The organism is Roseateles sp. AC306 (genome assembly GCF_979253795.1).
Map to the genome: position 1 here is coordinate 260,992 of NZ_CEEDEB010000001.1, position 23,742 is coordinate 284,733.

Consider the following 23,742-nt stretch of genomic DNA (forward strand, 5'->3'; position numbering starts at 1 on the left):
CATGCTTGCCCAAGAAATCATCCGCGCCAAGCGCGACGGCCACTCGCTCAATGAAGCGCAGATCCAGAACTTCGTCGACGGCCTGACATACAACTCCTGGAGCGAAGGCCAGGTCGCCGCCCTCGGCATGGCCGTCTTCCTGCGCGGCATGGGCCGCGACGAAGCCGTGCTGCTGACGCGCGCCATGATGAACTCCGGCCGCGTCATGCGCTGGCCCGACATGCCCGGCCCGGTGCTCGACAAGCACAGCAGCGGCGGCGTGGGCGACAAGGTCAGCCTGATGCTGGCACCCATGGTCGCCGCCTGTGGTGGCTATGTGCCGATGATCGCCGGCCGGGGCCTTGGCCACACGGGCGGTACGGTGGACAAGCTGGAAGCCATCCCAGGCTACACGACCACGCCCGACCCGGCGAAGTTCGACCAGATCGTGCGCTCGCTGGGCTGCGCCATCATTGGCCAGACGGCCGACCTGGCCCCCGCCGACAAGCGCTTCTACGCGACGCGCGACGTGACGGCCACGGTGGAGAGCGTGCCGCTGATCACCGCCAGCATTCTGTCCAAGAAGCTCGCCGCCGGCCTGGAAGGCCTGGCGATGGACATCAAGTGCGGCAATGGTGCCTTTGCCTCGACGCCCGAATTCGCGCGCGAACTGGCCGAGAGCATCGTCGCCGTCGCTGGCGGCGCAGGCCTGAGGACGCGCGCGCTGATCACCGACATGAACCAGATCCTGGGCAGCGACGTCGGCAACTCGCTGGAAGTGATCGAAACGATCCGCTACCTGACCGGCGAAGCCCGCGAGCCGCGCCTGCACGAGGTGACGCTGGCGCTGTGCGCCGAGATGCTGGTGCTGGGCAATCTCGCGGCCGACACCGCCGCCGCCCGCGTGAAGTTGCAGCACGCGCTCGACTCGGGCGCCGCCGCCGAAAAGTTCGCGAAGATGGTCGTCGCCCTCGGCGGCCCGGCCGATCTGATGGAACGCCCGTCGGCCTACCTGACGGCTGCGCCCGTCGTGAAGCCCGTGGCTGCGCCGCGCGCCGGTGTCGTCACCACCATGTCGACCCGAGACCTTGGCGTGGCCATCGTCGAGCTGGGCGGCGGCCGCCGCAAGGCCGGTGACGCGATCGACATGCGCGTCGGCTTCTCCGAGGTCCGCCCGATCGGCACCCGCGTCGCCGCCGGCGAGCCGCTGGCATTGATCCATGCGGCCGATGACGCCGCCGCCGACCGCGCCATTGCGTCCTACCTCGCCGCCTGCACGCTCGGCGATACCGATGTGGTTGCCACGCCGATGGTCATGGCCGAGGTGGGCTGATGACCGACGAGACGCAAGATCCGCAGCAGCCGCCACGCCGCGCCATCAAGAGCTTCGTGACCCGGCCTGGCCGTATGGGCACGGGCCAGATCAAGGCGTTGACCGAGCTGGGCCCCAGGTTCGTGCTGCCCTACAAGGTCGAGCGGCTCGACACGGCCGCGACCTTCGGCCGCAGCGCACCGCTGGTGCTGGAGATCGGCTTCGGCATGGGTGCCGCCACCGCCGACATCGCTGCCACGCTGCCGGACCATGATTTCATCGGCTGTGAAGTGCACCAGCCCGGCGTCGGCGCACTGCTCAAGCTGATCGGCGAACGCGAGCTGGGCAATATCCGCATCGTCCAGCACGACGCCGTCGAAGTGCTGCGTGACATGGTCGGCGAAGCGGCACTCGATGGCGTGCACATCTTCTTTCCCGACCCTTGGCACAAGACGCGCCACAACAAGCGTCGCCTGATCCAGGCGCCGTTCGTGGCCAACCTGGTGCGCCACATCAAGCCCGGCGGCTACCTGCACCTGGCCACCGACTGGCAGCCCTACGCGGAGCAGATGCTCGAGGTGCTGTCGGCCGAGCCGGCGCTGCACAACACCGCGAACGGTTACGCTGACAAGCCCGCCTACCGACCTCTGACCAAGTTCGAAGCCCGTGGGCTGAAGCTGGGCCACGGCGTCTGGGATCTGGTGTTCAGGAAGCGTTGATGACAAGTCCCTTGCACGGCAAACACATCCTCCTCGCCATGACCGGCGGCATCGCCGGCTACAAGATCGCCGAGCTGACGCGCCTGTTCGTGAAGGGCGGCGCGACCGTGCAGGTCATGATGACCGAGGGCGCCCAGCAGTTCATCACGCCGGTGACGATGCAGGCCCTGTCCAACCGGCCCGTCTTCACCGATCAGTGGGACGCGCGGCCCGACAACAACATGGCCCACATCAACCTCAGCCGCGAGGCCAATGTGATGCTGGTGGCGCCCGCCAGCGCCGATGCCATCGCGGCCTTGGCGCAGGGCAGAGCGGACGACCTCGTCAGCCTGACCGCGCTGGCCCGGCGCATCCACGAGTGCCCGCTGCTCGTCGTGCCAGCCATGAACCGCGAGATGTGGGCCCACCCGGCCACGCAGCGCAACGTCACGCAGATCGCCGCTGACGGCGCCACCGTCGTCGGCCCTGCCAATGGCGACCAGGCCTGCGGCGAGATCGGCGACGGCCGCATGTTGGAGCCACGGGAGATCTTCGATGACGTGGAGGCCTTCCTCGCGCCCAAGACCTTGCGCGGCAGGAAGCTGCTCATCACCGCCGGCCCGACCTTCGAGCCCGTCGACCCGGTGCGCGGCATCACCAACCACAGCAGCGGCAAGATGGGTTTCGCCATCGCCCGCGCCGCTGCCGAGGCCGGTGCCGAAGTGACGCTGATCGCCGGCCCCGTCCACCTGCCCACGCCGCGCGGCGTGCAGCGCATCGACGTGCAGAGCGCACAGCAGATGTTCGACGCGGTGCTGCCGTTGGCCTCGCATCAACACGCCTTCATCGCCACGGCCGCCGTCGCCGACTGGCGCCCTGCGCAGACGCACGAACACAAGCTGAAGAAGGCCGAAGGCGGCGCCACGGCGCCAACGATTGCGATGACGGAGAACGCCGACATCCTCGCCGCCGTCGCCCGGCTGCCCCAGCCGCCCTACTGCGTCGGCTTTGCGGCCGAGAGCGAGAAGCTCGCCGAGCACGCCGACGCCAAACGCCGCCGCAAGGGCATTCCGCTGATCGTCGCCAACCTCGGCCCGGCCACCTTTGGCCGTGACGACAACGCGCTGCTGCTCATCGACGAGCAGGGCCAGCGTGAACTGCCCCGTGCAGACAAGCTCAGCCTCGCCCGCGAGCTGATTGCCGAACTCTCCAAGCGACTCTGATGACTCCCATTGACCTGCAAGTGCTCGACGCCCGCATGGCCGAGCGGATCCCCGCCTACGCCACGCCCGGCAGCGCCGGCCTCGACCTGCGCGCCTGCCTGAGCGAAGCCATCACGCTGGCCCCAGGTCAGACGACGCTGATCCCGACAGGTCTTGCCATCCACATCGCTGACCCCGGCTTGGCGGCCATCATCCTGCCGCGCTCGGGCCTCGGCCACAAACACGGCATCGTGCTGGGCAACCTCGTCGGCCTGATCGACAGCGACTACCAGGGCCAGCTGATGGTCAGCTGCTGGAACCGCGGCCAGACCGAGTTCACCGTCCAGCCCTTCGAGCGCATCGCCCAGCTCGTCATCGTGCCGGTCGTGCAGGCGCAGTTCCGTCGCGTGGACAGCTTTGATGCGTCCGAGCGTGGTGCTGGTGGTTTCGGCTCCACCGGCAAGGCGTAAGCGACCGCTGAACGAGTCCCTCGCGCGCAGCGCATCCCTGCTTTGGGCGGTCTGCGGCGTTGCAAATCCTCGCCATAGCAAAGCTATGGCTGCGGTTTGCGCCTTGCAGCCCATCCCAAACCAGGTCCCGCTGCATCGCAGGAACTCATTCAACAGTCCCAAAAGGCGCCGTCAGGCGCCTCATGCTCAGTGAATCGGCGCGTCCGGCGGCGCGCCGGTCTGCACCATGAAGATGGGCTCACCGACGGAGCCAGCCTCGACCTCCGCTTCCGTCGCAGCGCGCACATCCAGCAGCGTCACATGCATGCGCAGGCCTATGCCCGCCAGCGGGTGGTTGCCGTCCAGCACCACGTGCTGGGGGTAGACCTCGGTGACCGTGTAGACCACGTCCGCCGGCATCCCTTCGGTGGCGGCGCCTTCGGGCAGGCCCTCGATCTGCAGGCCCGGTTCGACGCCATCGGGGAACAGGCTGCGCGCCTCGAAGCAGACCAGGGCGGAGTCGTAGTCGCCAAAGGCCTCCTCGGGCTGCAGCGCAAGAGCGGTCTCGAAGCCGACCTCCTGGCCTTCCAGCGCTTCCTCCACCTTGGCGAAGAGGTCGTCCCCGCCGTGCAGGAACTCCATCGGTTCGGCCAGCTCGCCGATGAGCTGGCCCTGGGCATCTTCAAGTCTCCAACGCAGGGAGACGACACAGGGGCGGGTCACTTGCATGGGCGAGATTTTCGCACGCGGCTCTCGGCACAATGACTCCATGCAGATAGACCTCCCCACCCCCCTGCTGGCCGGCATGAGCCCGGCGCAGTTCATGCGCAAGCACTGGCAGAAGAAACCGCTGCTCGTGCGCCAGGCCTTCGCCAATGCCACGCCGCCCGCTTCATTGAAAGACCTGGCCACGCTGGCGGCCAGCGACGGCGTCGAATCGCGGCTCGTCACGGCTTTCGACGGGGAATGGAAGCTCAAGCAGGGCCCCATCGCCCGCCTTCCAGCCATGAGCAAGTCTGGCTGGACACTGCTGGTCCAGGGGCTGGACCAGCACCTCGACGAAGCGCGCGCGCTGCTCGACCAGTTCCGGTTCGTGCCCGATGCGCGGGTTGACGACCTGATGCTGTCTGTCGCCAGCGACGGTGGCGGCGTCGGCCCGCATTTCGATTCCTATGACGTCTTCCTGATCCAGCTTGCCGGCAAGCGGCACTGGCGCATCGGTGCCCAGCGCGACGCGGTGCTGCGCGACGATGTGCCTTTGAAGATCATCGCCAACTTCAAGCCCGAGGAAGAGTTCGTGCTGGAGCCGGGAGACATGCTCTACCTGCCGCCGGGCTGGGCGCACGACGGCGTCGCCGTCGGCGGAGGGTGCGTGACGGGCTCTGTCGGTTTCCGCGCCTCGACGGCGGACGCACTGGCGGCCGAATTGCTGCCGCGTCTGTTTGACGAGGTTGATGTGGCGGGCAAGCTCTATGCCGATCCACGCCAGGAGGCATCGACCGAACCGGGCCGCGTGCCGCCAGCACTGCTGGACTTCGCACGTCGTGCCGTCGAGGCTGCCGTGCAGCGCCCGCAAGCACTGGAGCGCGCCCTCGGTGAGGCGCTGACCGAACCCAAAGCCCAAGTCTGGTTCGAGCCTGGAGAGCCGTTGCCGGTGGGGCAGGGCGCAGCGCTCGACCGCCGCAGCCGCATGCTCTACGACACGGCGCATGTGTTCCTGAACGGCGAGAGCTTTCGCGCTGGGGGCCGCGACGCTGCGCTGATGCGCCGGCTGGCCGACTGCCGCCTGTTGACGGCGGCCGAAGTCGCGAGGCTGTCTCCCGAGGCGCGCGAACTGCTTGATCAGTGGACCGAGGACGGCTGGGTGCAGCCACACAACGCGTAAACGCCATGAACGCACAAAAGTTTGAAGGCCGGGTCGACTTCCAGCGTCTGCTCGTCGAGACGCTCGCCTGGGCAGCAGAGCAGGACTGCCGCGAAATGCATGCCTGGGATGCCAGCTTTGTCGACTGGCCACTGTCCGACGCTAGCGCTCTTGCTGCGCTGACCGCCTGGGCCGGGCACGGTCGTCAGCTACATCTGCTGGCGCTGCAGTACGACGATGTGGTGCGCCGCCATCCGCGCTTCGTGCGTTGGCGGCGGGATTACTCGCACTGTGTGACTGCGCGCGCCGTCGAGCCGGAGCTGAAGCTGGGCGCCGCGCCGGAGAGCCTGTTTCTGGCCATCGGCGCCGACGGTCCCTTGAGCCTGCGCCTCTTCGACCGCCGCCTCTGGCGCGGTGAACTGAGTCGTGATTTCGCCGAGCGACTCAGTGGTCTGGAATGGTTTGATGCCATCGCGCAACGCTCTGGCGACTCATTCGCTCCCACGACTTTGGGACTATGAGTATTTGTGACTACCAAACCCCTATAATCGCTGGCTAGGCGAGGGAAGCGCTCGAGGTTTTCCGCGTCTTTTCTGTCGGGGTCTGCAATCAGCATTCAAACGCTGGGGCACGACCCCAAAATTATGGTGTGCACCGTCGTTTAAACGTTTGAGGACAAGTAATGAACAAGTCGATCCTGTTGGCTTCCCTGCTGGCTGCTGTTGCTCTGACTGCTTGCAGCAAGAAGGAAGAACCCAAGGTTGAAACGCCCCCGGTCGTGGTCGCTCCGGCTCCGGAAGCTGCTTCCGCTGCTGCCAGCGCTGTTGCCGACGCTGCTTCCTCTGTTGCCGACGCCGCTGCGTCCGCCGCTTCGAAGTAATCGCTTCGTCCCCATGGAAAAAGCCGCGCTGCGCAAGCAGCGGCGGCTTTTTTCTTTTTCAGCTCGACGACGAAGCTGATTCAGCTTCGGCAGCTTGAGATACAAAACTTTGCGCTGCGGCCAGCCTTCAGGTGACGGCCAGCCATTCGAAGCCAATGGCCGGGTCGGCGACACGAATATCGTCTGTGGCGCAGTTCAATATCGCTGCCAACGCCCCTCGGGCCAGGGCCGGCGAGTTGTTCTTCTCGCTCAAGTGCGCTGCTACAACGGCGCCGAGGCCTGCATGCCGACAGCGCGACAGCAGATCCGCTGCCGCTTCGTTTGAAAGATGGCCGTGCGTGCCCAGGATGCGCCGCTGCAATGACGGCGGGTAGGGCCCTGACCTCAGCATGGCCTCGTCATGGTTGCATTCCAGCAGCAGGGCGTGGCAGCCACGCAGTGCCTGAGCCACGGCCGCTGGCGCGCTGCCCAGGTCGGTGACGATGCCAAGCCGCACGGCGCCGTCACTCAGGACAAGCTGCAGCGGCTCGCGGGCATCGTGCGGCACTGCGAAGGGCTGCAACTCCAGGTCGCCCAGGGCGATGGCCTCGCCACTTCGTGCCAGGCACAGCAGGCTGGCCTCGAAATCGTCGCAGCCGATGGCACGCCAGGTGCCACGGCTCGTGATCAACGGGATGCGATGACGGCGCGCGAACGAGACCGAGCGGCCGACGTGGTCGCCATGCTCGTGCGTGATGAAGATGGCATCGATGTCGGCCGCCGTGCAGCCGGCCAACGCGAGGCGCCGTGTCAGCTCGCGTTCGCTGAAGCCCGCGTCGATGAGGACGCGGGTGGTCGTGATGCCCTGGCTGGCTTCGACGAGCGTCGAATTGCCACCGCTGCCACTGCCCAGGTTGCGAAAACGCATGGCGGCAGCCCCTCGCCGCTGCGAGACCCTATTTCAGGTCGTCCATCAGCAGGCCAAGGATGCGCTTGGCGTTGTCGTCGGTGATCGGCTGACCGCGGTCGTCGAGGACGCGCACGGTGCTCTTCTCGCCCTCGGCCTTGACGGACACGCGGTAGCGCGTCGGCGTGGAGCCCTTGGCGCCGAACAGACGCTGGAAGAAGTTGGGTTCTTCCTGGCCGGCCTTCTCAGGGTCGGCATAGCGAAGGTAGAACAGGCCGGCGGCGCGGTCGCGGTCTTCGATGGTGAAGCCATGGCGATCCAGCGACAGGCCGACACGGCGCCAGGCGCGGTCGAAACCGTCGTTGATGGCCAGGCTGTCCGGCACTTCAGACAGCGGACGGCGGGTGCGCGGGCCTTCGCCGCCCGTGGCCAGCGGCGAGGGCTTGGCCGTGGGTGCCGGAGCGTCGGCAACGATGGCCTTGGCCGCGGTTTCCTGGCCGCCAAGCTTGAGCATCAGGCGCGACAGCATTTCGGCTTCCAGCGACGGGTCGCTCGGGCGCGGCTGCCAGGCCGTGGAGTCACGCGCCGAGGTCGTGTAGACCTCCTGCATGCCGCGGTGGCTGATGAAGATGTCGGTACCGTTGGCACCGCGCTCGATGCGGGTGCGATACATGTCGCGCTCGCCGGTCGAGTACAGGCCGTCGAAGACCTTGCCGATGGCCGAGCGGATGAAATCCTGAGGCAGCTTGGCGCGGTTCTCGGCCCAGTTCGTCTCCATGATGCCGACTTCGGGCTGCTCCTTGGTGAGCGAGAGGCCACGGTCCTGCCAGAAGGTGCGCAGCTGGGGCCAGATCTGCTCCGGCGTCAACGAGGTATGCAGCCAGCGTTCGGTGCCGCTGCGCTCCAGCCGGATGTCGCCGGCCGAGTTTGGCGCGACGCTGTTGGCGGCCATCGTCGAGGTCGGGGAGGCGGCAGGCCGGGTGGCGGACAGCGCCGAGGCAGTGATGGAGCCGCCTTGCACCTGGGCGCGGTTGTCCTTGGCGAGCTGGGTCAGGTCGGGCGGGACATCCAGGCCTGCCGTTTGGCGCGACTGGGTCTTGTAGTCGACCTTGTCGGACGAGAACATGCCGTCGAGGGTGCCGCAGCCAGCGAGGGACAGGACAAAGGCCGTGCAGGCCAGGCGGGTCGCCGACTGGCGATGCGAGCGAATCGGGGAAAGGGACGTCACGCTGGAAATCTCCGAGGGAACAGGTCGCCCAGCTAGGGGCAGCGGCGCATTAGACCAGAGGACTCAGAGCAATCCGGCTTCGACCATCGCCTGGCCGACAGCGGTCTGGCCGGCCGTCGTCAGCGGTGTGATCGGCAGGCGCAATGCGGCGCCGCAGCGGCCCAGGCGCGACAGGGCCCACTTGGCCGGGCCGGGGCTGGGTTCGCAGAACAGCTGCTTGTGCAGGCCGAGCAGCTTGAGGTGGACCTTGCGGGCCTCGACAGCATTGCCTTCCAGCGCCAGGCGGCACAGCTCGGCCATCTGGCGCGGCGCAACGTTGGCCGTCACGCTGACGTTGCCGTGGCCGCCGAGCAGCATCAGCGCGATCGCCGTGCCGTCGTCGCCGGAGTAGATGTGGAAGCCTTCCGGCGCGTGCTTGATGAGGAAGGCGGCCCGCTCGATGTTGCCGGTGGCCTCCTTGATGCCGAAGACGCCAGGCAGCGTGGCGCAGCGCAGCGTCGTCTCGGGCAGCAGATCGGCGACGGTACGGCCGGGCACGTTGTAGAGCATCATGGGGATGTCCACGGCCTCGGCGATCGCCTTGAAGTGCTGGTAGATGCCCTCCTGAGAGGGCTTGTTGTAGTAGGGCACGACGGAGAGCGTGCAGTCCGCGCCGACTTCCTTGGCGTAGCGGCTCAGCTCGATGGCCTCGGCGGTCGAATTGGCACCGGTGCCGGCCAGCACGGGGACGCGGCCTTTCGCATGTTCGACTGCGACGCGGATGATTTCGCGGTTCTCCGCCATGCTGACGGTGGGCGACTCGCCGGTGGTGCCGACGACACCGATGCAGGCCGTGCCTTCCTCGACATGCCAGTCGATCAGGCGGCGCAGGCCGGGGTAGTCGATGCTGCCGTCTTCGTTCATGGGCGTGACGAGGGCGACGATGCTGCCGAGGATGGGCTTCATGGTGGGAATGTCTTGAGGAATCCGGCGATTTTAGGCCGCCGGTGGAGGCCGGATGGCCGCAACGCGCTGGACGAAGCGCGGGTTGACCCCGTCTTCGAACAGATCTTCGTAAGCCACGACGTGCCAGCTTTCGCAGACACGCAGCAGTTCACCCCGCTGCAACAGGAAATCAGGCCGCGCCGGCCGGCCGATGGTTTGCTGGCCATCGGCAAAGGTTTCCCAGATCAGCCAGCCGCCTGGCTTGACGGCGGCGCGGATGTCGTCAAAGAGCGGGCGCCAGAGGTAGTTGCAGACGACAACCAGATCGAACTGTTGCTGCGGCAAGGGCCAGGGGCCGTTCTCGATGTCGGCATGCACGATCCTTGCGAGGCTTTGCAGAGGCGCCGTTGCGGCCTTGTCGCGGTCCACGCCGGTGACCTGCCAGCCGGCAAGCGCCAGCCAGCGCAAGTTGCGGCCGGAGCCGCAGGCCACGTCAAGCGCCGTGCCGGGCTGGGCAGGTGCAAAGCGCTGCAGCCACCCGGATGGATTCATCCGAAGCAGGACCAGATCTGCTCGCCGAGCTGGATCATGACCGCCGGGTGGCGGTAGGCCGCCACGGTGGCTGCAAGCACGGCGACGGCCAGTGTGGGCCAGATCCAGCGGCGTGGCTTCATGCTGGCTGGGGCCGCAGGATCGCCGTCTCGCGAACCGGCAGGTTGGCCAGCATGGCCATGACGCCCAACGCGATGGACAGCCACCAGACGACGTCGTAGCTGCCGGTCGCGTCGTAGAGCTTGCCGCCCAGCCAGACGCCCAGGAAGCTGCCCACCTGGTGGCTCAGGAAGACGAAGCCGCCCAGCATGGACAGGTGCTGGGCGCCGAAGATCTGCGCGACGACGGCGTTGGTGGGTGGCACGGTGGACAGCCACAGGAAGCCGATGACCGCCGCGAAGACGTAGACGCTGATGGGCGTCAGCGGCACGGCGATGAAGATGCCTATGGCCACGGCACGCAGGCCGTAGATGGCCGACAGCAGATGACGCTTGGGAAAGCGCTGGCCCAGCATGCCGGCGGCATAGGTGCCGAAGATGTTGAACAGACCGATCAGCATCAGCGCGCCGGTGGACACATCGATGCCAAGGCCGTTGTCCTTCAGATAGCTCGGCAGGTGCACGCCGATGAAGACGACCTGGAAGCCGCAGACGAAGTAGCCCAGCATCAGCAACTGGAAGCTGCGGTAGCCGAAGGCCTCGCGCAAGGCCTGGCCGATGCTCTGATGGGCGCCACTGAATGCCGCCACGCTGCGCTCGCGCACGCCGAGCGCCAGCGGCACGATCAGCAGCGCAGCGCCGGCCAGGAGATACAGCGCACCCTGCCAGCCGACGTGGCTGATGAGCCAGGTCTCGATGGGAATCATGACGAACTGGCCGAAGGAGCCCGCCGCTGCCGCGACGCCGAAAGCCCATGAGCGCTTTTCGGGCGACACGGTGCGGCCCAGCACGCCGTAGATCACCGCGTAGGTCGAGCCGGACTGCGCGATACCGATCAGCACGCCGGCGCCGAGCGTGAAGGTCACGGGGTGGCTGGTGACGGCCATCAGCACCAGGCCCAGGGCGTAAGCCAGGCCGCCGCCGATCAACACCCTCCAGGCGCCGAAGCGATCGGCCAGCATGCCGGCAATCGGCCCGGCGATGCCCCAGGCGAGGTTCTGGATGGCCAGGGCGAAGGAGAAGGTCTCGCGCGTCCAGCCCCGCTCCGTGATGATGGGCTGCAGCCAGAAGCCGAAGCCGTGGCGTATGCCCATCGACAGTGTCACGATGAGTGCGCCGCAGAGCAGCACCTGCTGGACGGACAGGCCGGGAGCGGCGGAGCGGGCAGTGTTCATCCGCTGACTGTAATCAGCGCCGCTTGGCCTTGCTGGCCGTCTTGCTTTGCGCTTTGGATGGCGCTTTGGCCTTGGCTTTGCCGCCCTTCTTCTTCGCGGTCGCCTTTTTCGGCGGATCTGCCGTCGAGGCGCTGGCTTGCGAGCTGGATGCTGCGACGTCGGCCAGGCGGGTCAGCAGTCGGCCCTGCTTGACGCGCAGCATCGGCATGTCGATCTGTGCCAGGTCGGCAATTGGGTCGCCGCCCAGCACCAGAAAGCTGGCTTCGCAGCCGGGCTCGAAGCAGCCGAGCTTGCGACCAGGGAAGAGGGCGCGCGGGGTCTCGATGGTGGCCAGGCGCAGCAGCGTGATGCGGTCGACGCCGAGTTCGTCCAGTGCGTGCAACTCGGCGCGGGCCGTGCCGATGAAAACGTCGGAGCCGACGAGCAGTTGCACGCCCGCCGCCTGCAGCCGGGCCAGGTTGGCGCGCTGCACCTCGCGCAGCGCAGCCAGCGGGGCGCCGTCCAGCTTGAAGAGGGCGGTGGCGGCCGTCGTCGTGATGACGGCGGTGCGCTGGCGGCCGGCCTGGGCGGCTGCGGCTGCGGTGATGGCGAAGCGCTCGGGTGGTGCATCCAGCGTGTTGGCGTAGCCGGGCAGGTGGGCGATCACGTCGACACCGGCGGCCAGCGCGGCGTCGAAGTCGGCCGCCGTCTCGACGTGGGCGACCACGCGGCGACCATCGGCATGGGCCAGGCGGGTGAGCGCGCTGGCGGTCTCCGGGCTGAGGCCCAGGCGGCCGAAATGCTCGGCCTGCCGCCGCAGCTCCGGCCGCTCGCTGTGGGCCAGCACGATGCGCAGCCACGTACCGCCACGGGCCTTGATGGCCGGCCATTGCCGCGCAGCTTGCTCGGGGCTGTCGACCAGCGCGATCTGCTGCTGCGCTGCAGCGGCCTCGGCGGTGAGCTCGGGCAGCACTGCGGCCAGCGGATAGCCGTCGCTGGACGTGATGCAGGCGGTGACGAAGCTGACGTCCGGTGCGGCGGGCGAGGCAGTCAGCGGCGTGACGTCGGCCACGCTGACCGGGTCGCCGCACAGCATGGCGGCGTAGAACACGCCTTCGTCGATGTACTGGTCAGCGAACTTGCCCCAGCCCCAGGCGGTCTGCAGGTTGTGGTTGTGCGCCTCGGCCAGCGGGTTGATGAGCACCTGGCCACGCATGTCCATCTTGCGGTTCACCTTGGGCGGCTTCTTCGCGACAAAGACGCCGTTCTCGACGTAGAGGTTGCCGCGCTGGATCGCCCGGCCGTCGAACCAGCGGGCGTTCTTCAACTCCCAGGACAGCGGGGCGCTGGCCTGGTAGGGCTGTTGCTGAGGCGGGGGCGTCTGGGCCTGTGAAAAACTACAGGTCAGCGCCAAGCAGGCGATCAGGAATCTCAAGCGGTAGAACTCGGTCTTCGAGGGCCGCGAATCCTACTTCTTAGAATCGCGCCCCTATGTCGAGCCGTCCGTCTTCCTCTCCCGCCGCCAAACCTGCCGCCAATCCCGCCGAATATGGCGAAGCCTCCATCCGCGTTCTGAAGGGCCTGGAGCCCGTCAAACAGCGGCCCGGCATGTACACCCGGACCGAGAACCCGCTCCACTGCATCCAGGAAGTCATCGACAACGCCGCGGACGAGGCGCTGGGCGGTTTCGGCAAGCGCATCGACGTGACGCAGCACGCAGATGGCTCCGTTTCGGTGGCCGATGACGGCCGCGGCATTCCCTTCGGCCTGCACCCGGAGGAAGGCGTGCCCGTCGTGGAAATCGTCTTCACGCGGCTGCATGCCGGCGGCAAGTTCGACAAGGGCTCGGGCGGCGCCTACAGCTTCTCCGGCGGCCTGCACGGCGTCGGCGTATCGGTGACGAATGCGCTGGCGAAGCGGCTGGAAGTGGCCGTGTGGCGCGACAAGCAGGTGGCCGGGATTGCCTTCGAGCATGGCGACGTGGTGCAGCAGGTCGTCTCGCGGCCCGCCGCCAGTGGCGACCGCAAGCAGGGCACGACCGTGCGCGTCTGGCCCGAGGCCAAGTATTTCGAGAGTGCCGAGCTGCCCAAGCATGAGCTGGTGCACCTGCTGCGCTCGAAAGCCGTGTTGATGCCCGGTGTGACGGTGACGCTGAAGGTCGAGAAGACCGGCGAGACCACAACCTGGCTCTACAAGGCCGGCCTGCGCGACTACCTGGCCCAGGCGCTGCACAGCGACCCGCTGATTCCGCTGTTCGAGGGCGAGGGCTTTGCCACCGCGGGCGAGAGCGAGAACTTCGCCGAAGGCGAGGGCGCCGCCTGGTGCGTGGCCTTCACGGAAGACGGCTCGCCGCTGCGCGAAAGCTACGTGAATCTGATCCCGACGGTGGCCGGCGGCACGCATGAGTCGGGCCTGAAGGACGGCCTGTTCGGCGCCGTCAAAGGCTTCATCGAGATGCACTCGCTGCTGCCCAAGGGCGTCAAGCTCATGCCCGATGACGTGTTCTCGCGCGCCAGCTTCGTGCTGAGTGCCAAGGTGCTGGACCCGCAGTTCCAGGGCCAGACCAAGGAGCGCCTGAACTCGCGCGACGCGCTGCGGCTGGTGACGGCCTATGTGAAGCCGGCCTTCGAGTTGTGGCTGAACCACCATGTGGACCACGGCAAGAAGCTGGCCGAGCTGGTCATCAAGCAGGCCCAGACCCGGCAACGCGCCAGCCAGAAGGTAGAGAAGCGCAAGGGCTCAGGCGTGGCCGTGCTCCCCGGCAAGCTGACCGATTGCGAAAGCCGCGACCTGCTGCACAACGAGGTCTTCCTCGTCGAGGGCGACTCCGCCGGCGGCAGTGCCAAGATGGGTCGCGACAAGGAGACGCAGGCCATCCTGCCGCTGCGGGGCAAGGTGCTGAACTCCTGGGAGGTCGAGCGCGACCTGCTGTTCAAGAACAACGAGATCCACGACATCTCGGTGGCGCTGGGCGTGGACCCGCACGGGCCCAACGACACGCCGGACCTGACCGGCCTGCGCTACGGCAAAGTCTGCATCCTGTCAGACGCCGACGTGGACGGCTCGCACATCCAGGTGCTGCTGCTGACGCTGTTCTTCCGCCATTTCCCCAAGCTGGTCGAGACCGGCCACGTCTTCGTCGCCCGCCCGCCGCTGTACCGCGTGGACGCCCCGGCGCGTGGCAAGAAGCCCGCTGCCAAGCTCTATGCGCTGGACGACGGCGAGCTGACCGCGACGCTGGACAAGCTGCGCAAGGAAGGCGCGCGCGAAGGCTCGTGGAGCATCAGCCGCTTCAAGGGCCTGGGCGAGATGAATGCCGAGCAGTTGTGGGACACGACGCTGAACCCGGACACGCGCCGCCTGTCGCGCGTGGAATACGGTCTGCTCGACTTTGCAGCCACGGTGGAATCTTTCAACAAGCTGATGGGCAAGGGCGAAGCGGCATCGCGTCGTGAGCTGATGGAACTGCATGGCGATTCGGTAGAGATTGACGTTTGATGAGCCACGCTGCGCCACGCAACGCCTTTGACTTCCTGCGGGTTGTTGCGGCATCGGCCGTGCTGCTGAGCCATGCGTTTGCGCTCTATGGCTTGCCCGAGCCCAAGGTGCTGAATGGCCAGTATTTGGGGGGCACGGCCGTCAAAGTGTTTTTTGCCGTCAGTGGCTATCTGGTCATGCAGAGCTGGGTCAACGATCCCCATCTTGGCCGCTACCTGCAGAGGCGGGCGTTGAGGATTTTCCCCGGCCTGATCGTGGCCTCGCTTTTCGTGACTTTCGTCATTGGACCCACAGGCACGGAATGGGGATGGGCGCCGTATTTGGCACACGACGGGCCATGGCGCTATCTGGCAGGAACGATTTCCCTGCAAACCACTCCGGGCGGACTACCAGGCTTATTTGAAAGCAATCCACAGGCGGGCGCCGCTAACGGTTCGCTCTGGACGCTTCGCTACGAGGTGACGATGTACTTCATCCTCGCCGCAGTTGGCATGGCGCTCTGGCATCTCCCGAAGCGCCTGTTGGTATGGGCGACGGGGCTGCTGGTCGTGGGTTTCGCTTATGGATTCATGTGGCTGCACATGCAAGGGCGCCACGCGTTTGATGGAGGGGTGCCGGTGTTGTGGCGGCTGGAGCCTTGGCGCTTTGGATACAACTTCCAGACGAAGGATTTTCTTGACCTCGGTGTCTATTTCTTCGTCGGTGCGGGGCTATTTTTTGCGCGCCATTCGCTGCCGATGCGTCTCTGGATCGGCGTGGCGGTGCTTTTGCTTGCGAGCTATGTCCCGTCGGATGCAGTGCAGAAACTGGCGCTTTGGGTCGGCATCCCCTATGCGGCCATTGCTTTTGCGATGCGGGCGCCTGTGATATTCCGGGATATCAAGGGCCTGGACTATTCCTACGGTATCTACATCTACGCGTGGCCTGTCCAGCAGTTGCTGAGCCAGTGGGGCCTGTCACGGGGTGAGCCTCTGGTGTTGGTGCTGATTCTGTCGGGGATATCGACCGTCGCGCTTGCTGCGTTGTCGTGGCATTTCGTTGAGCGGCCCAGTTTGAGGTTCAAACCCACCAAGGTCCCACCGGTGCAAGCCCAGGCTGTGGCTGTTGATCATGGCTGAGGTCGTGCGCCTGCGCCCCACCATGCTGTCCGACCTCGACTGGGTCGTCTCGGTCGAGCGCGACGGGGCCAACCTGCCTTTTATCACGCCCTGGGAACGGCCGCAGCACGAAGGCGCCATCCGCTTTCCGGACTCCCGCCATTTCATTCTGGAAGAGGGCGACGCGCTGGAACGCATCGGCTTCGTCATCCTGCAGGGCTGTCGCAACCCCAACAACTCCGTCGAGTTGAAGCGGCTCGTGCTGCAAGCCAAGGGCCGGGGCCTGGGCCGGGCGGCTGTGCGGCAGCTCAAAGTCATGGCCTTCAACCAGTTGAAGGCGCACCGCTTCTGGCTGGACGTGAAGGCGCTGAACACGAGGGCTTTCGAGCTGTATCGCAGCGAAGGCTTTATCGAGGAAGGGCGGCTTCGCGAGAGCGTTCGAGTGACCACCGACGGTGCAGATGGCTACGACTCCCTGATCGTCATGTCGCTGCTGGAGCGCGAATACCAGGCGCGCGTCGCGCTGGGCCTGGAGACCGCATGAAGCTGTGGCTGCCGCTCCTGCTGCTGGCGTTCGCGCTGCCCGCGCGGGCCGAGCTGTGGGGGTTTGTCGACGCCGCCGGCATGGCCCACTTTGCGCCCCGCCAACTGGACGCTCGCTACAAGGCCGTTCTGGGGAGCGTCGGCATGCGGCGCGTGCCCGGCAAGACGGACGCCGGCCTGGCCCTGCTGAACTGGCTGGACATCGCCCCGGAGGTCAAGGCCGTGCAGCCCTGGGTGCGTGAGGCGGCCGAGAAGCACGGCGTGGACGCCGAGCTGCTGAAGGCCATCATCGCCGTCGAGTCCGGCTACCAACGCGGTGCCGTCTCGCCACGCGGCGCGCTGGGGCTGATGCAGATCACCCCGGAGACGGCCAGCCGCTACGCCACGCCAGCCGACGCTGCGCGGCTGATCGAACCGCGCATCAACATCCACACCGGCGCACGCATGCTGGCCGACCTGATACGCCGCTTCCGCTCCATCGACACGGCCCTGGCAGCCTGGAATGCCGGCGAGGGCGCCGTGCGCCGCGCCGGCAACCGCGTGCCCGACATTGACGAAACCCAGGCCCATGTGCATCTCGTCCTCGAGCTGTACTGGGCCTTGCTGCAGCAGAGCCAACCGGCCCGCGCGCAGCGCCTGACCCTGCACCCATGAGTTCCCAGACCACCATCGACTTTTCCGGCCCCACCGACGGCGGCGGCTCCCCTGGCGACGACAGCAACGCGCTGACGTTGGCCGCCTACGCCCAGCAGGCCTATCTCGAATACGCCCTCAGCGTCGTCAAGGGCCGCGCGCTGCCGTCCTATTCCGACGGCCAGAAGCCGGTGCAACGCCGCATCCTCTACGCGATGCATCGCCTCGGGCTGGGCTGGAGCGGCAACTCCGGCGCCAAGCCTGTCAAGGGCGCCAAGGTCGTCGGCGATGTGCTCGGCAACTTCCATCCGCACGGCGACCAGTCGGTCTACGACGCGCTGGTGCGCATGGCGCAGGACTTCTCGCTGCGCTACCCGTTGATCGACGGCCACGGCAACTTCGGCAGCCGCGACGGCGACGGCGCTGCGGCGATGCGCTACACGGAAGCGCGCCTCGCTCCCATTGCCCGCCTGGTGATGGACGAGATCGACGAGGGCACGGTGGACTTCCGTCCCAATTACGACGGCACGACGCAGGAACCGGTCGAGCTGCCGGCGCGCCTGCCCTTCGTGCTGCTGAACGGCGCGAGTGGCATCGCCGTGGGCCTGGCGACCGAGATCCCCAGCCACAACCTGCGCGAAATCGCGGCTGCGGCCGTTGCGCTGCTGAGGGACGACAAGCTCTCTGATGACGCGCTCTTCGACCTGGTCCCCGGCCCGGATTTCCCTGGCGGTGGTCAGCTGATCAGCGCGCCGGAGGAAATCCGTGCCGCCTACCTCTCGGGCCGCGGCAGTCTCAAGGTGCGTGCCCGCTGGAAGATCGAGGATCTGGCCCGCGGCCAGTGGCAGCTCGTCGTCACCGAACTGCCGCACGGCACCAGCGCGCAAAAGGTACTGGAAGAGATCGAGGAACTGTCCAACCCCAAGGTCAAGGCAGGCAAGAAGACGCTCTCCGCCGAACAGTTGCAGCTCAAGGCAGGCCTTCTGGCAGTGTTGGACGGCGTCCGCGACGAGTCCAGCAAGGATGCGGCCGTGCGCATCGTCTTCGAGCCGAAGAGCCGCACCGTCGAGCAGCAGGACCTGATCAACACGCTGCTGGCTCACACCAGCCTGGAAAGCAGCGCACCCGTCAACATGACGATGATCGGAGCCGACGGCCGACCGACGCAGAAGAGCCTGCGCGAGATGCTGGTCGAGTGGGTGGGCTTCCGCCAGGCGACTGTGCGCCGCCGCACCGAGCATCGCCTGGCCCACGTCAACGACCGCATCCATGTGCTCGAAGGCCGGCAGCTCGTGCTGCTGAACATCGACGAGGTCATCCGCATCATCCGCGAGTCGGATGAGCCTAAGCCTGCGCTAATCGCCCATTTCAAGCTCAGCGACCGCCAAGCCGAAGACATCCTCGAGATCCGCCTGCGCCAGTTGGCGCGGCTGGAGGCGATCAAGATCGAGCAGGAGTTGTCCAAGCTGCGCGACGAACGCGCGAAGCTGGAGGACATCCTCGGTTCGGCCTCGGCGCTGCGGCGCACCGTCATCAAGGAGATTGAGGCCGATGCCAAGCAATACGGCGACGACCGGCGCACGCTGATCCAGGCCGAGAAGCGCGTCACCGCCGAGGTCAAGGTCGTCGATGAGCCCGTCACCGTCGTCGTCAGCCAGAAGGGCTGGGTGAGGGCACTGAAGGGGCACGAGATCGACGTCGCCGCGCAGACCTTCAAGGCCGGCGACGCGCTCTGGGGTCATTTCCGCTGTCGCAGCGTCGATCCGCTCATCGTCGTGGGCAGCAACGGCCGGGTCTACTCCGTGCCGGTCTTCGCGCTGCCGGGCGGCCGTGGCGACGGTCAGCCGATCACAACGCTGATCGAACTGGAAAGCGGCACACAGATCGCCCACTACATCGCCGGTGCGTCGACCCAGCGCTTGGTCATGGCCGGCTCGACCGGTTACGGCCTGATCGCCCAGCTCGGCGATCTCGTCGGCCGCCAGAAGGCCGGCAAGACCTTCCTGGCACTGGACGAAGGTGAATCACCGCTGCTGGCCGTCGTGCCGAGCGATGCCGTCGCCCTGCAACTCGGCGTGCTAAGCGCCGCAGGCCGGTTGCTGACTTTCCCGCTCGACGAGCTCAAGCAGCAGCCCAAGGGCGGCAAGGGTCTGACGCTGATGGATCTGGAGCCCAAGGACAGCGTCGTGTCGCTGGCCTGCTTCACCCAACAGTTGCGCGTTGAAGGCAGTGGTCGAGGTGGCAAACCCCGCGAGGAAACGCTGAAGAACCAATCGCTGGGCGCTCACGCCGGAAAGCGCGCCCGCAGGGGGAAACCAGTAGAAGGTCTTCAGAAGGTTCTTAGACTGAGTGTTGCGTGAACCTGACCCCGAAGTTGGGCTCAGCTGCACCGGTATGGTTAAACCCTTGTCAGTTCGGTGCAAATCTTCCGAGGGTTACCACCATTTACAAACCTGCCTACCCATTCAGGGGGGTGCCCCCTAGCACTTGGGACGGGGAGCGCTTTTAAAACTTTCGCTGCAGTGCACAATTACTCCGTCGCCCATCTTTTTGTTGGTCCAAGGAGTTCTTATATGAAATTCAAGTCCCTCGCGGTTTCCGCCGCTATCGCCGCACTGAGCGCCACCGGCGCCCAAGCTGTGACCGTCGTCGACACATTCGGTGGCGCACATGATGCGTTCGAGCTTGCCGCTGAGACCGCAGTTGTCGCTCCGTTTTTCGAAACCTATGCATTCACGCTGAGCACGCTGTCCAACGTGCAGGCAACTTTTGCCTCTAGCAACATCCTCGGCGCAGTGAGCCTGTACAAGGCTGACATGACTCCGCTGGACAGCTGGGGCGTGGGCGGTGTGCAATTTAGCGGCTCCGACTCGTGGACCCTGGCCGCCGGCAGCTATTTCTACGGCGTTTCCGGCACGGGCATGTCCGGCTCCTACTCGCTGACCTCCACGGTTGCGGCAGTGCCGGAACCCGAAACGTACGCGATGCTGGCCGCTGGCCTGGGCATCGTCGGCTTCGTCGCTTCGCGTCGTCGTCGCAACGACTGATCCTCAACAGGATCTGCGGGATCTCGCGATTCCGCCAACCAGTGTCTCCGACTCGCCCCGGCGCCAAAAGCGCCGGGGCGTTTTTTCGGCTCAGTCTTCCATGCCCGGAAACCGGCTGGGAAACACCATGCTTTGCGTGGTGCGCAGCACCCGGCCGTCCTTGAAATGGACGTTGAAGCGCAGGCCATAGCTGCCGATCTGGTCCGGCTCGACGGTCCAGTCCCAGACGTCTTCGCCGCTGAGCGGGAAGAAAACCCGGCTGCGCTCGGCACCCAGCATGCGGCTGACCTGCTCCGGCGTCATGCCGGGCTCGATGCGGGTGCGGTTGGCGGCCGAGAGGCCGTCTTCGATGCTCACCAGCCGGCCATCGGCCGCCAGGCGCACCATGTAGCAATGCCGGCCCATGGGCTGGCTTGAGTATTCCAACGTGCGGCCACCGTCGGCCTCGGGCCAGATGCGCCTGGGTTGGCCGTAGGCGGCGATGACATCCTCGCTGCGGCTCGTGCCTGGCAGCAGGGCAGGTGCCGTTGCACAACCGGCGAGCAGTGCGGTACAGAGGGCGAGGACGGCGAAGCGCATGGTGTTTCAGCGTTTGGCGAGGGCTCTGGCGCAGTCGCTGACGAGAGCCGGGCCCTTGTAGATGAGGCCGGTGTAGACCTGCACAAGATCGGCGCCCGCTTCGATCTTGGCGCGTGCGTCGGCACCGCTCAGCACGCCGCCCACGCCGATGATGGGGTAGCCCGCTGGCAAGGTGGAGCGTAGCAGGCGAATGACGCGGTTGCTGGCCTCGAAGACCGGCGCGCCGGACAGGCCGCCCATCTCGTTGGCGTGCTGCAGGCCTTGCACCTTGTCGCGGGCAATGGTCGTGTTGGTCGCGACGACGCCGTCGATGTCGTTGGCCTTCAGCGTCTGGGCGATGACGGCGACCTGCGCCTCCTCCAGATCAGGCGCGATCTTGACGAACATCGGCACCTTGCGGCCGGTCTGGCTTTGCAGCTGCAGCTTGCGTTCCTGCAGTCGTGACAGCAGCGCGTCCAGCGCCTCGTCGCTTTGCAGCGCGCGCAGATTCTTGGTGTTGGGGCTGGAGATGTTGACGGTGATGTAGTCGGCGTGTGGGAACACCCCTTCCAGGCCGAGCAGGTAGTCGTCGGCCGCGTTCTCAATGGGCGTGGCGGCGTTCTTGCCAATGTTCAGGCCCAGGATGCCGCCAGCCTTGCGGAAGCTGTGGGCCCGCTGCACGTTGGCGATGAAGCTGGCGAGGCCTTCGTTGTTGAAGCCCAGGCGGTTGACGAGCGCATTGGCCTCGGGCAGGCGGAACATGCGCGGCTTGTCGTTGCCGGGCTGGCCCTTGGGCGTGACCGTGCCCACCTCGATGAAGCCGAAGCCCATGGCACCCAGGCCGTCGATGCAGCGGCCGTTCTTGTCCAGCCCGGCGGCCAGGCCGATGCGATTCGGGAAGCGAAGGCCGGCGATGGTCACCGGGTCGCTGATGCGTTCACCGCACCACAACAGTTGCGCGGGCGTGTTCTGCAGCCTGGCGATGCTGCTCAGCGTCAGCTCGTGGGCGTGCTCGGCGTCCAGGCCGAACAGGAAGGGGCGGGTGAGGGCGTAGGGGATCAGCGGCATAGCCGGCAATTCTCTCAGCCGACGCTGTCGCTGCGCTCCCAAGGTGGCACGTCGCCCATCTTCTGCAGCATGAAGTCGATCAACGCGCGCACCTTGGGTGCCGGGTGGCGGCTGGGCAGATAGACGGCGTAAAGCGTGTCGGCATCGGCCAGGCCGCCGATGGGCTGCCAGCCGGGCAGTACGGCCTGCAACCGCCCGTCGCGCAAGTCGGCACCGATGGCGTAGGTGGGCAGCACGGCCAGACCCATGCCGGCCAGGGCGGCGACGCGCAGGGACTCGCTGCTGTTGGCCGTCAAACCGCTCTCGAAACGAAGCGCGCCGCGTGTCTCGACCTCAGTCTCGCCGTGGTCGGCATGCCGGAAGCGCCAGCGGTCGGGCGACTGCAGATAGCCGAAGCGCAGGCAGCGATGGCCGGCGATGTCGGCCACGGTTTGCGGTTCGCCGTGGGCGGCGAGGTAGGCGGGCGCGGCGCACAGCACGAAGCGGATGGCCGCCAGCCGCCGCGCCACCAGCCCTTCGGACGGCTTGTGCGTCAGCCTCAACACGACGTCGAAGCCTTCCTCGGCCAGGTCGACGTAGCGGTCGTTCAGCCCGAGCACGACATCGATCTGCGGATGGCGGGCGCAGAACTCCGCCATCAGCGCGGTGAACTGCAGGTTGCCGAAGGCGGTGGACACCGACAGCCGCAGCACGCCGCGCGGCTCATCACGGCGGCCGGCGAGTTCGGTCTCCAGCGCCTGCGCCTCGTCCAGCAGGCGCAGCGCACGGTCGTAAACGCTGCGACCCTCGGCCGTGGGGCTGACGCTGCGTGTCGTGCGGTGCAGCAGCCGGGTGCCGAGCTGGTCTTCGAGCCGAACGACCTGCTTGCTGACGGCGGACTTCGTCGTGCCAAGCAGCCGCGCGGCGCCGGAGAAGCTGCGCGCGTCGACGACGCGGGCAAAGGCTTGCAGGTCTTCAAGGCGGCCCATGAGAACTGTGCTCCGTTTGGAAACTCTGAATCTACTTTGTGCGTGATTGTGTCTTGGATGTTTGGTTTCTAGAGTCGAGGCCTGTCCTCCAAGGAGCCGCCATGTCCACCACCTTGTCGCCCTGCATGGCCCGGTCGTACCGGCCCAGCCGATTCGACCAACTGCTGTCCGCCGTGGCGGCGTCCAGCCTGCCGCTGCTGTTCATCCTGTTGTGGAGCAGCGGCTACGTGGCCGGCAAGCTGGCCTTGCCGCACACCGGGCCGCTGACGTTGCTGACGCTGCGCTTTGGCCTGGCGGCCGTCGTGCTGCTGACCGTCGCCGCCGCCACCGGCGCGCCCTGGCCGCAGCGCGTTCGTGGCTGGGCGCATCTCGCCGTCGTCGGCCTGCTGATGCAGGTGCTGCATTTCTCCTGCATCTACTTCGCGCTGCGCGCCGGCCTGAGCGCTGGCGTCGCCGGACTGCTGATCGGCCTGATGCCGTTGGCGACGGCGCTGGGTGCTCACCTGTGGCTGGCCGAGCAGTTGAATGGCCGGCAGATGCTGGGCCTGCTGGGTGGCCTGGCCGGTGTCGCGCTGGTCATCGCCGACAAGCCGCTGGGCGGCGCCTGGACAAGCTACGCCATTGCCGGCCTGGGATTGCTCGGCCTGGTGGCTGGCACGCTCTACCAGAAGCGGTTCTGCGCCCACATGGACCTGCGCAGCGGCGCCGGTATCCAGATGGCCGTGTCGGCGCTCGCCGTGGCGGCCTTCGCCGGGCCGATGGAAGGTTTCGCCATCGACTGGACGCCTGATCTGATCAGCTCCTGGCTGTGGCTGGGCCTGGTCAATTCCATCGGCGCCTTCAGCCTGATGTTCATCATGATCCGACGCGGTCAGGCGGGACAGGTGGCACGGCTATTCTTCCTGATTCCAGGCGTGTCGGCGCTGATGGGCTTCGTGCTGTTGGGAGAGCACCTGGAGCCGCTCGCCATGGCCGGTTTTGCGCTGTCTGCACTGTCGGTGTGTGTGGCAGCTGGCAAGCGGTGAACAGACGGCGCGGCAGAGC

Annotated in this window: 25 protein-coding genes; 14 read left to right on the forward strand and 11 right to left on the reverse strand. The window is 66.7% G+C overall.

The window, feature by feature from the left end; all coding sequences use genetic code 11:
- The first annotated feature begins 1 nt into the window (after position 1).
- Genes deoA through dut form a run of 4 tightly spaced genes read left to right on the forward strand, consistent with a single transcriptional unit; the run spans position 2 to position 3,661 of the window.
- Positions 2–1,312 (forward strand): thymidine phosphorylase, encoded by a 1,311-nt coding sequence (deoA, locus tag AC0IZJ_RS01125; RefSeq protein WP_471845780.1) that lies wholly within the window; start codon positions 2–4, stop codon positions 1,310–1,312.
- On the forward strand, positions 1,312–2,010 hold the full coding sequence (gene trmB / locus AC0IZJ_RS01130) for a tRNA (guanosine(46)-N7)-methyltransferase TrmB (RefSeq protein WP_471845782.1): 699 nt from the start codon (positions 1,312–1,314) through the stop codon (positions 2,008–2,010). Before deoA ends, trmB begins: the two co-directional genes overlap by 1 nt.
- The gene (gene coaBC / locus AC0IZJ_RS01135) at positions 2,010–3,212 is read left to right on the forward strand and encodes a bifunctional phosphopantothenoylcysteine decarboxylase/phosphopantothenate--cysteine ligase CoaBC (RefSeq protein WP_471845784.1); all 1,203 of its coding nucleotides are present in this window, start codon (positions 2,010–2,012) and stop codon (positions 3,210–3,212) included. The genes trmB and coaBC overlap by 1 nt, the downstream gene beginning before the upstream one ends.
- The gene (gene dut / locus AC0IZJ_RS01140) at positions 3,212–3,661 is read left to right on the forward strand and encodes a dUTP diphosphatase (RefSeq protein ID WP_471845786.1); all 450 of its coding nucleotides are present in this window, start codon (positions 3,212–3,214) and stop codon (positions 3,659–3,661) included. The genes coaBC and dut overlap by 1 nt, the downstream gene beginning before the upstream one ends.
- Before the next feature lie 186 nt (positions 3,662–3,847).
- Here the strand turns inward: dut and AC0IZJ_RS01145 are convergent, their stop codons facing one another.
- Positions 3,848–4,369, reverse strand: coding sequence for an FKBP-type peptidyl-prolyl cis-trans isomerase (locus AC0IZJ_RS01145; protein ID WP_471845788.1), 522 nt, complete (start codon positions 4,367–4,369; stop codon positions 3,848–3,850).
- Positions 4,370–4,409: 40 nt separating this feature from the next.
- Between AC0IZJ_RS01145 and AC0IZJ_RS01150 the strand changes: the two genes are divergently transcribed.
- From AC0IZJ_RS01150 to AC0IZJ_RS01160, 3 genes are all read left to right on the forward strand, one after another.
- Positions 4,410–5,525, forward strand: a complete 1,116-nt coding sequence (locus AC0IZJ_RS01150; protein WP_471845790.1) for a JmjC domain-containing protein — start codon at positions 4,410–4,412, stop codon at positions 5,523–5,525.
- Between the two features lie 5 nt (positions 5,526–5,530).
- Positions 5,531–6,025, forward strand: coding sequence for a hypothetical protein (locus AC0IZJ_RS01155; RefSeq protein ID WP_471845792.1), 495 nt, complete (start codon positions 5,531–5,533; stop codon positions 6,023–6,025).
- Positions 6,026–6,186: 161 nt separating this feature from the next.
- Positions 6,187–6,384, forward strand: a complete 198-nt coding sequence (locus AC0IZJ_RS01160; protein WP_471845794.1) for a hypothetical protein — start codon at positions 6,187–6,189, stop codon at positions 6,382–6,384.
- Between the two features lie 127 nt (positions 6,385–6,511).
- On the opposite strand, the gene AC0IZJ_RS01165 is transcribed toward AC0IZJ_RS01160, so the two are convergent.
- The 7 genes from AC0IZJ_RS01165 to AC0IZJ_RS01195 form a co-directional block, all read right to left on the reverse strand.
- Positions 6,512–7,291 carry an MBL fold metallo-hydrolase gene (locus AC0IZJ_RS01165; protein ID WP_471845796.1) on the reverse strand — a complete coding sequence of 260 codons (780 nt, stop codon included), beginning with the start codon at positions 7,289–7,291 and terminating at the stop codon, positions 6,512–6,514.
- 28 nt (positions 7,292–7,319) lie between these two features.
- Positions 7,320–8,498 (reverse strand): outer membrane protein assembly factor BamC, encoded by a 1,179-nt coding sequence (gene bamC / locus AC0IZJ_RS01170; protein WP_471845798.1) that lies wholly within the window; start codon positions 8,496–8,498, stop codon positions 7,320–7,322.
- A 63-nt stretch (positions 8,499–8,561) separates the two neighbouring features.
- A complete protein-coding gene (gene dapA / locus AC0IZJ_RS01175; RefSeq protein WP_471845800.1) occupies positions 8,562–9,443 on the reverse strand; it encodes a 4-hydroxy-tetrahydrodipicolinate synthase in 882 nt (293 codons plus the stop codon).
- Between the two features lie 30 nt (positions 9,444–9,473).
- Complete coding sequence (locus AC0IZJ_RS01180) at positions 9,474–9,974, reverse strand: class I SAM-dependent methyltransferase (RefSeq protein WP_471845802.1); 501 nt, start codon at positions 9,972–9,974, stop codon at positions 9,474–9,476.
- On the reverse strand, positions 9,971–10,096 hold the full coding sequence (locus tag AC0IZJ_RS01185) for a hypothetical protein (RefSeq protein ID WP_471845804.1): 126 nt from the start codon (positions 10,094–10,096) through the stop codon (positions 9,971–9,973). The genes AC0IZJ_RS01180 and AC0IZJ_RS01185 overlap by 4 nt, the downstream gene beginning before the upstream one ends.
- The gene (locus AC0IZJ_RS01190; protein WP_471845806.1) at positions 10,093–11,307 is read right to left on the reverse strand and encodes an MFS transporter; all 1,215 of its coding nucleotides are present in this window, start codon (positions 11,305–11,307) and stop codon (positions 10,093–10,095) included. The genes AC0IZJ_RS01185 and AC0IZJ_RS01190 overlap by 4 nt, the downstream gene beginning before the upstream one ends.
- 13 nt (positions 11,308–11,320) lie before the next feature.
- Positions 11,321–12,721 carry an amidohydrolase family protein gene (locus AC0IZJ_RS01195; protein ID WP_471845808.1) on the reverse strand — a complete coding sequence of 467 codons (1,401 nt, stop codon included), beginning with the start codon at positions 12,719–12,721 and terminating at the stop codon, positions 11,321–11,323.
- A gap of 56 nt (positions 12,722–12,777) precedes the next feature.
- On the opposite strand from AC0IZJ_RS01195, the gene AC0IZJ_RS01200 reads away from it, so the two are divergent.
- The 6 genes from AC0IZJ_RS01200 (at position 12,778) to AC0IZJ_RS01225 (ending at position 20,104) form a co-directional block, all read left to right on the forward strand.
- Entirely contained in the window at positions 12,778–14,784 is a 2,007-nt protein-coding gene (locus tag AC0IZJ_RS01200; RefSeq protein ID WP_471845810.1) for a DNA topoisomerase IV subunit B, read from the forward strand.
- Positions 14,784–15,902 (forward strand): acyltransferase family protein, encoded by a 1,119-nt coding sequence (locus AC0IZJ_RS01205; RefSeq protein ID WP_471845812.1) that lies wholly within the window; start codon positions 14,784–14,786, stop codon positions 15,900–15,902. The genes AC0IZJ_RS01200 and AC0IZJ_RS01205 overlap by 1 nt, the downstream gene beginning before the upstream one ends.
- Positions 15,895–16,425, forward strand: coding sequence for a GNAT family N-acetyltransferase (locus AC0IZJ_RS01210; protein ID WP_471845814.1), 531 nt, complete (start codon positions 15,895–15,897; stop codon positions 16,423–16,425). Before AC0IZJ_RS01205 ends, AC0IZJ_RS01210 begins: the two co-directional genes overlap by 8 nt.
- On the forward strand, positions 16,422–17,078 hold the full coding sequence (locus AC0IZJ_RS01215) for a lytic transglycosylase domain-containing protein (protein WP_471845816.1): 657 nt from the start codon (positions 16,422–16,424) through the stop codon (positions 17,076–17,078). The genes AC0IZJ_RS01210 and AC0IZJ_RS01215 overlap by 4 nt, the downstream gene beginning before the upstream one ends.
- Positions 17,075–19,417, forward strand: a complete 2,343-nt coding sequence (gene parC / locus AC0IZJ_RS01220) for a DNA topoisomerase IV subunit A (RefSeq protein ID WP_471845818.1) — start codon at positions 17,075–17,077, stop codon at positions 19,415–19,417. Before AC0IZJ_RS01215 ends, parC begins: the two co-directional genes overlap by 4 nt.
- A gap of 213 nt (positions 19,418–19,630) precedes the next feature.
- Entirely contained in the window at positions 19,631–20,104 is a 474-nt protein-coding gene (locus tag AC0IZJ_RS01225) for an FxDxF family PEP-CTERM protein (RefSeq protein WP_471845820.1), read from the forward strand.
- A gap of 90 nt (positions 20,105–20,194) precedes the next feature.
- Here AC0IZJ_RS01225 and AC0IZJ_RS01230 read toward each other — a convergent pair whose 3' ends face one another.
- The 3 genes from AC0IZJ_RS01230 to AC0IZJ_RS01240 are packed head-to-tail and all read right to left on the reverse strand — an operon-like array spanning position 20,195 to position 22,698.
- The gene (locus AC0IZJ_RS01230; protein ID WP_471845822.1) at positions 20,195–20,683 is read right to left on the reverse strand and encodes an outer membrane protein assembly factor BamE; all 489 of its coding nucleotides are present in this window, start codon (positions 20,681–20,683) and stop codon (positions 20,195–20,197) included.
- 6 nt (positions 20,684–20,689) lie between these two features.
- Positions 20,690–21,730, reverse strand: a complete 1,041-nt coding sequence (locus AC0IZJ_RS01235; RefSeq protein WP_471845824.1) for a quinone-dependent dihydroorotate dehydrogenase — start codon at positions 21,728–21,730, stop codon at positions 20,690–20,692.
- 14 nt (positions 21,731–21,744) lie between these two features.
- Positions 21,745–22,698 carry a LysR family transcriptional regulator gene (locus AC0IZJ_RS01240; protein WP_471845827.1) on the reverse strand — a complete coding sequence of 318 codons (954 nt, stop codon included), beginning with the start codon at positions 22,696–22,698 and terminating at the stop codon, positions 21,745–21,747.
- 101 nt (positions 22,699–22,799) lie between these two features.
- Here AC0IZJ_RS01240 and AC0IZJ_RS01245 point away from each other — a divergent pair, with 101 nt between their 5' ends.
- Positions 22,800–23,723, forward strand: a complete 924-nt coding sequence (locus tag AC0IZJ_RS01245) for a DMT family transporter (protein ID WP_471845829.1) — start codon at positions 22,800–22,802, stop codon at positions 23,721–23,723.
- Positions 23,724–23,742 lie beyond the last annotated feature (19 nt).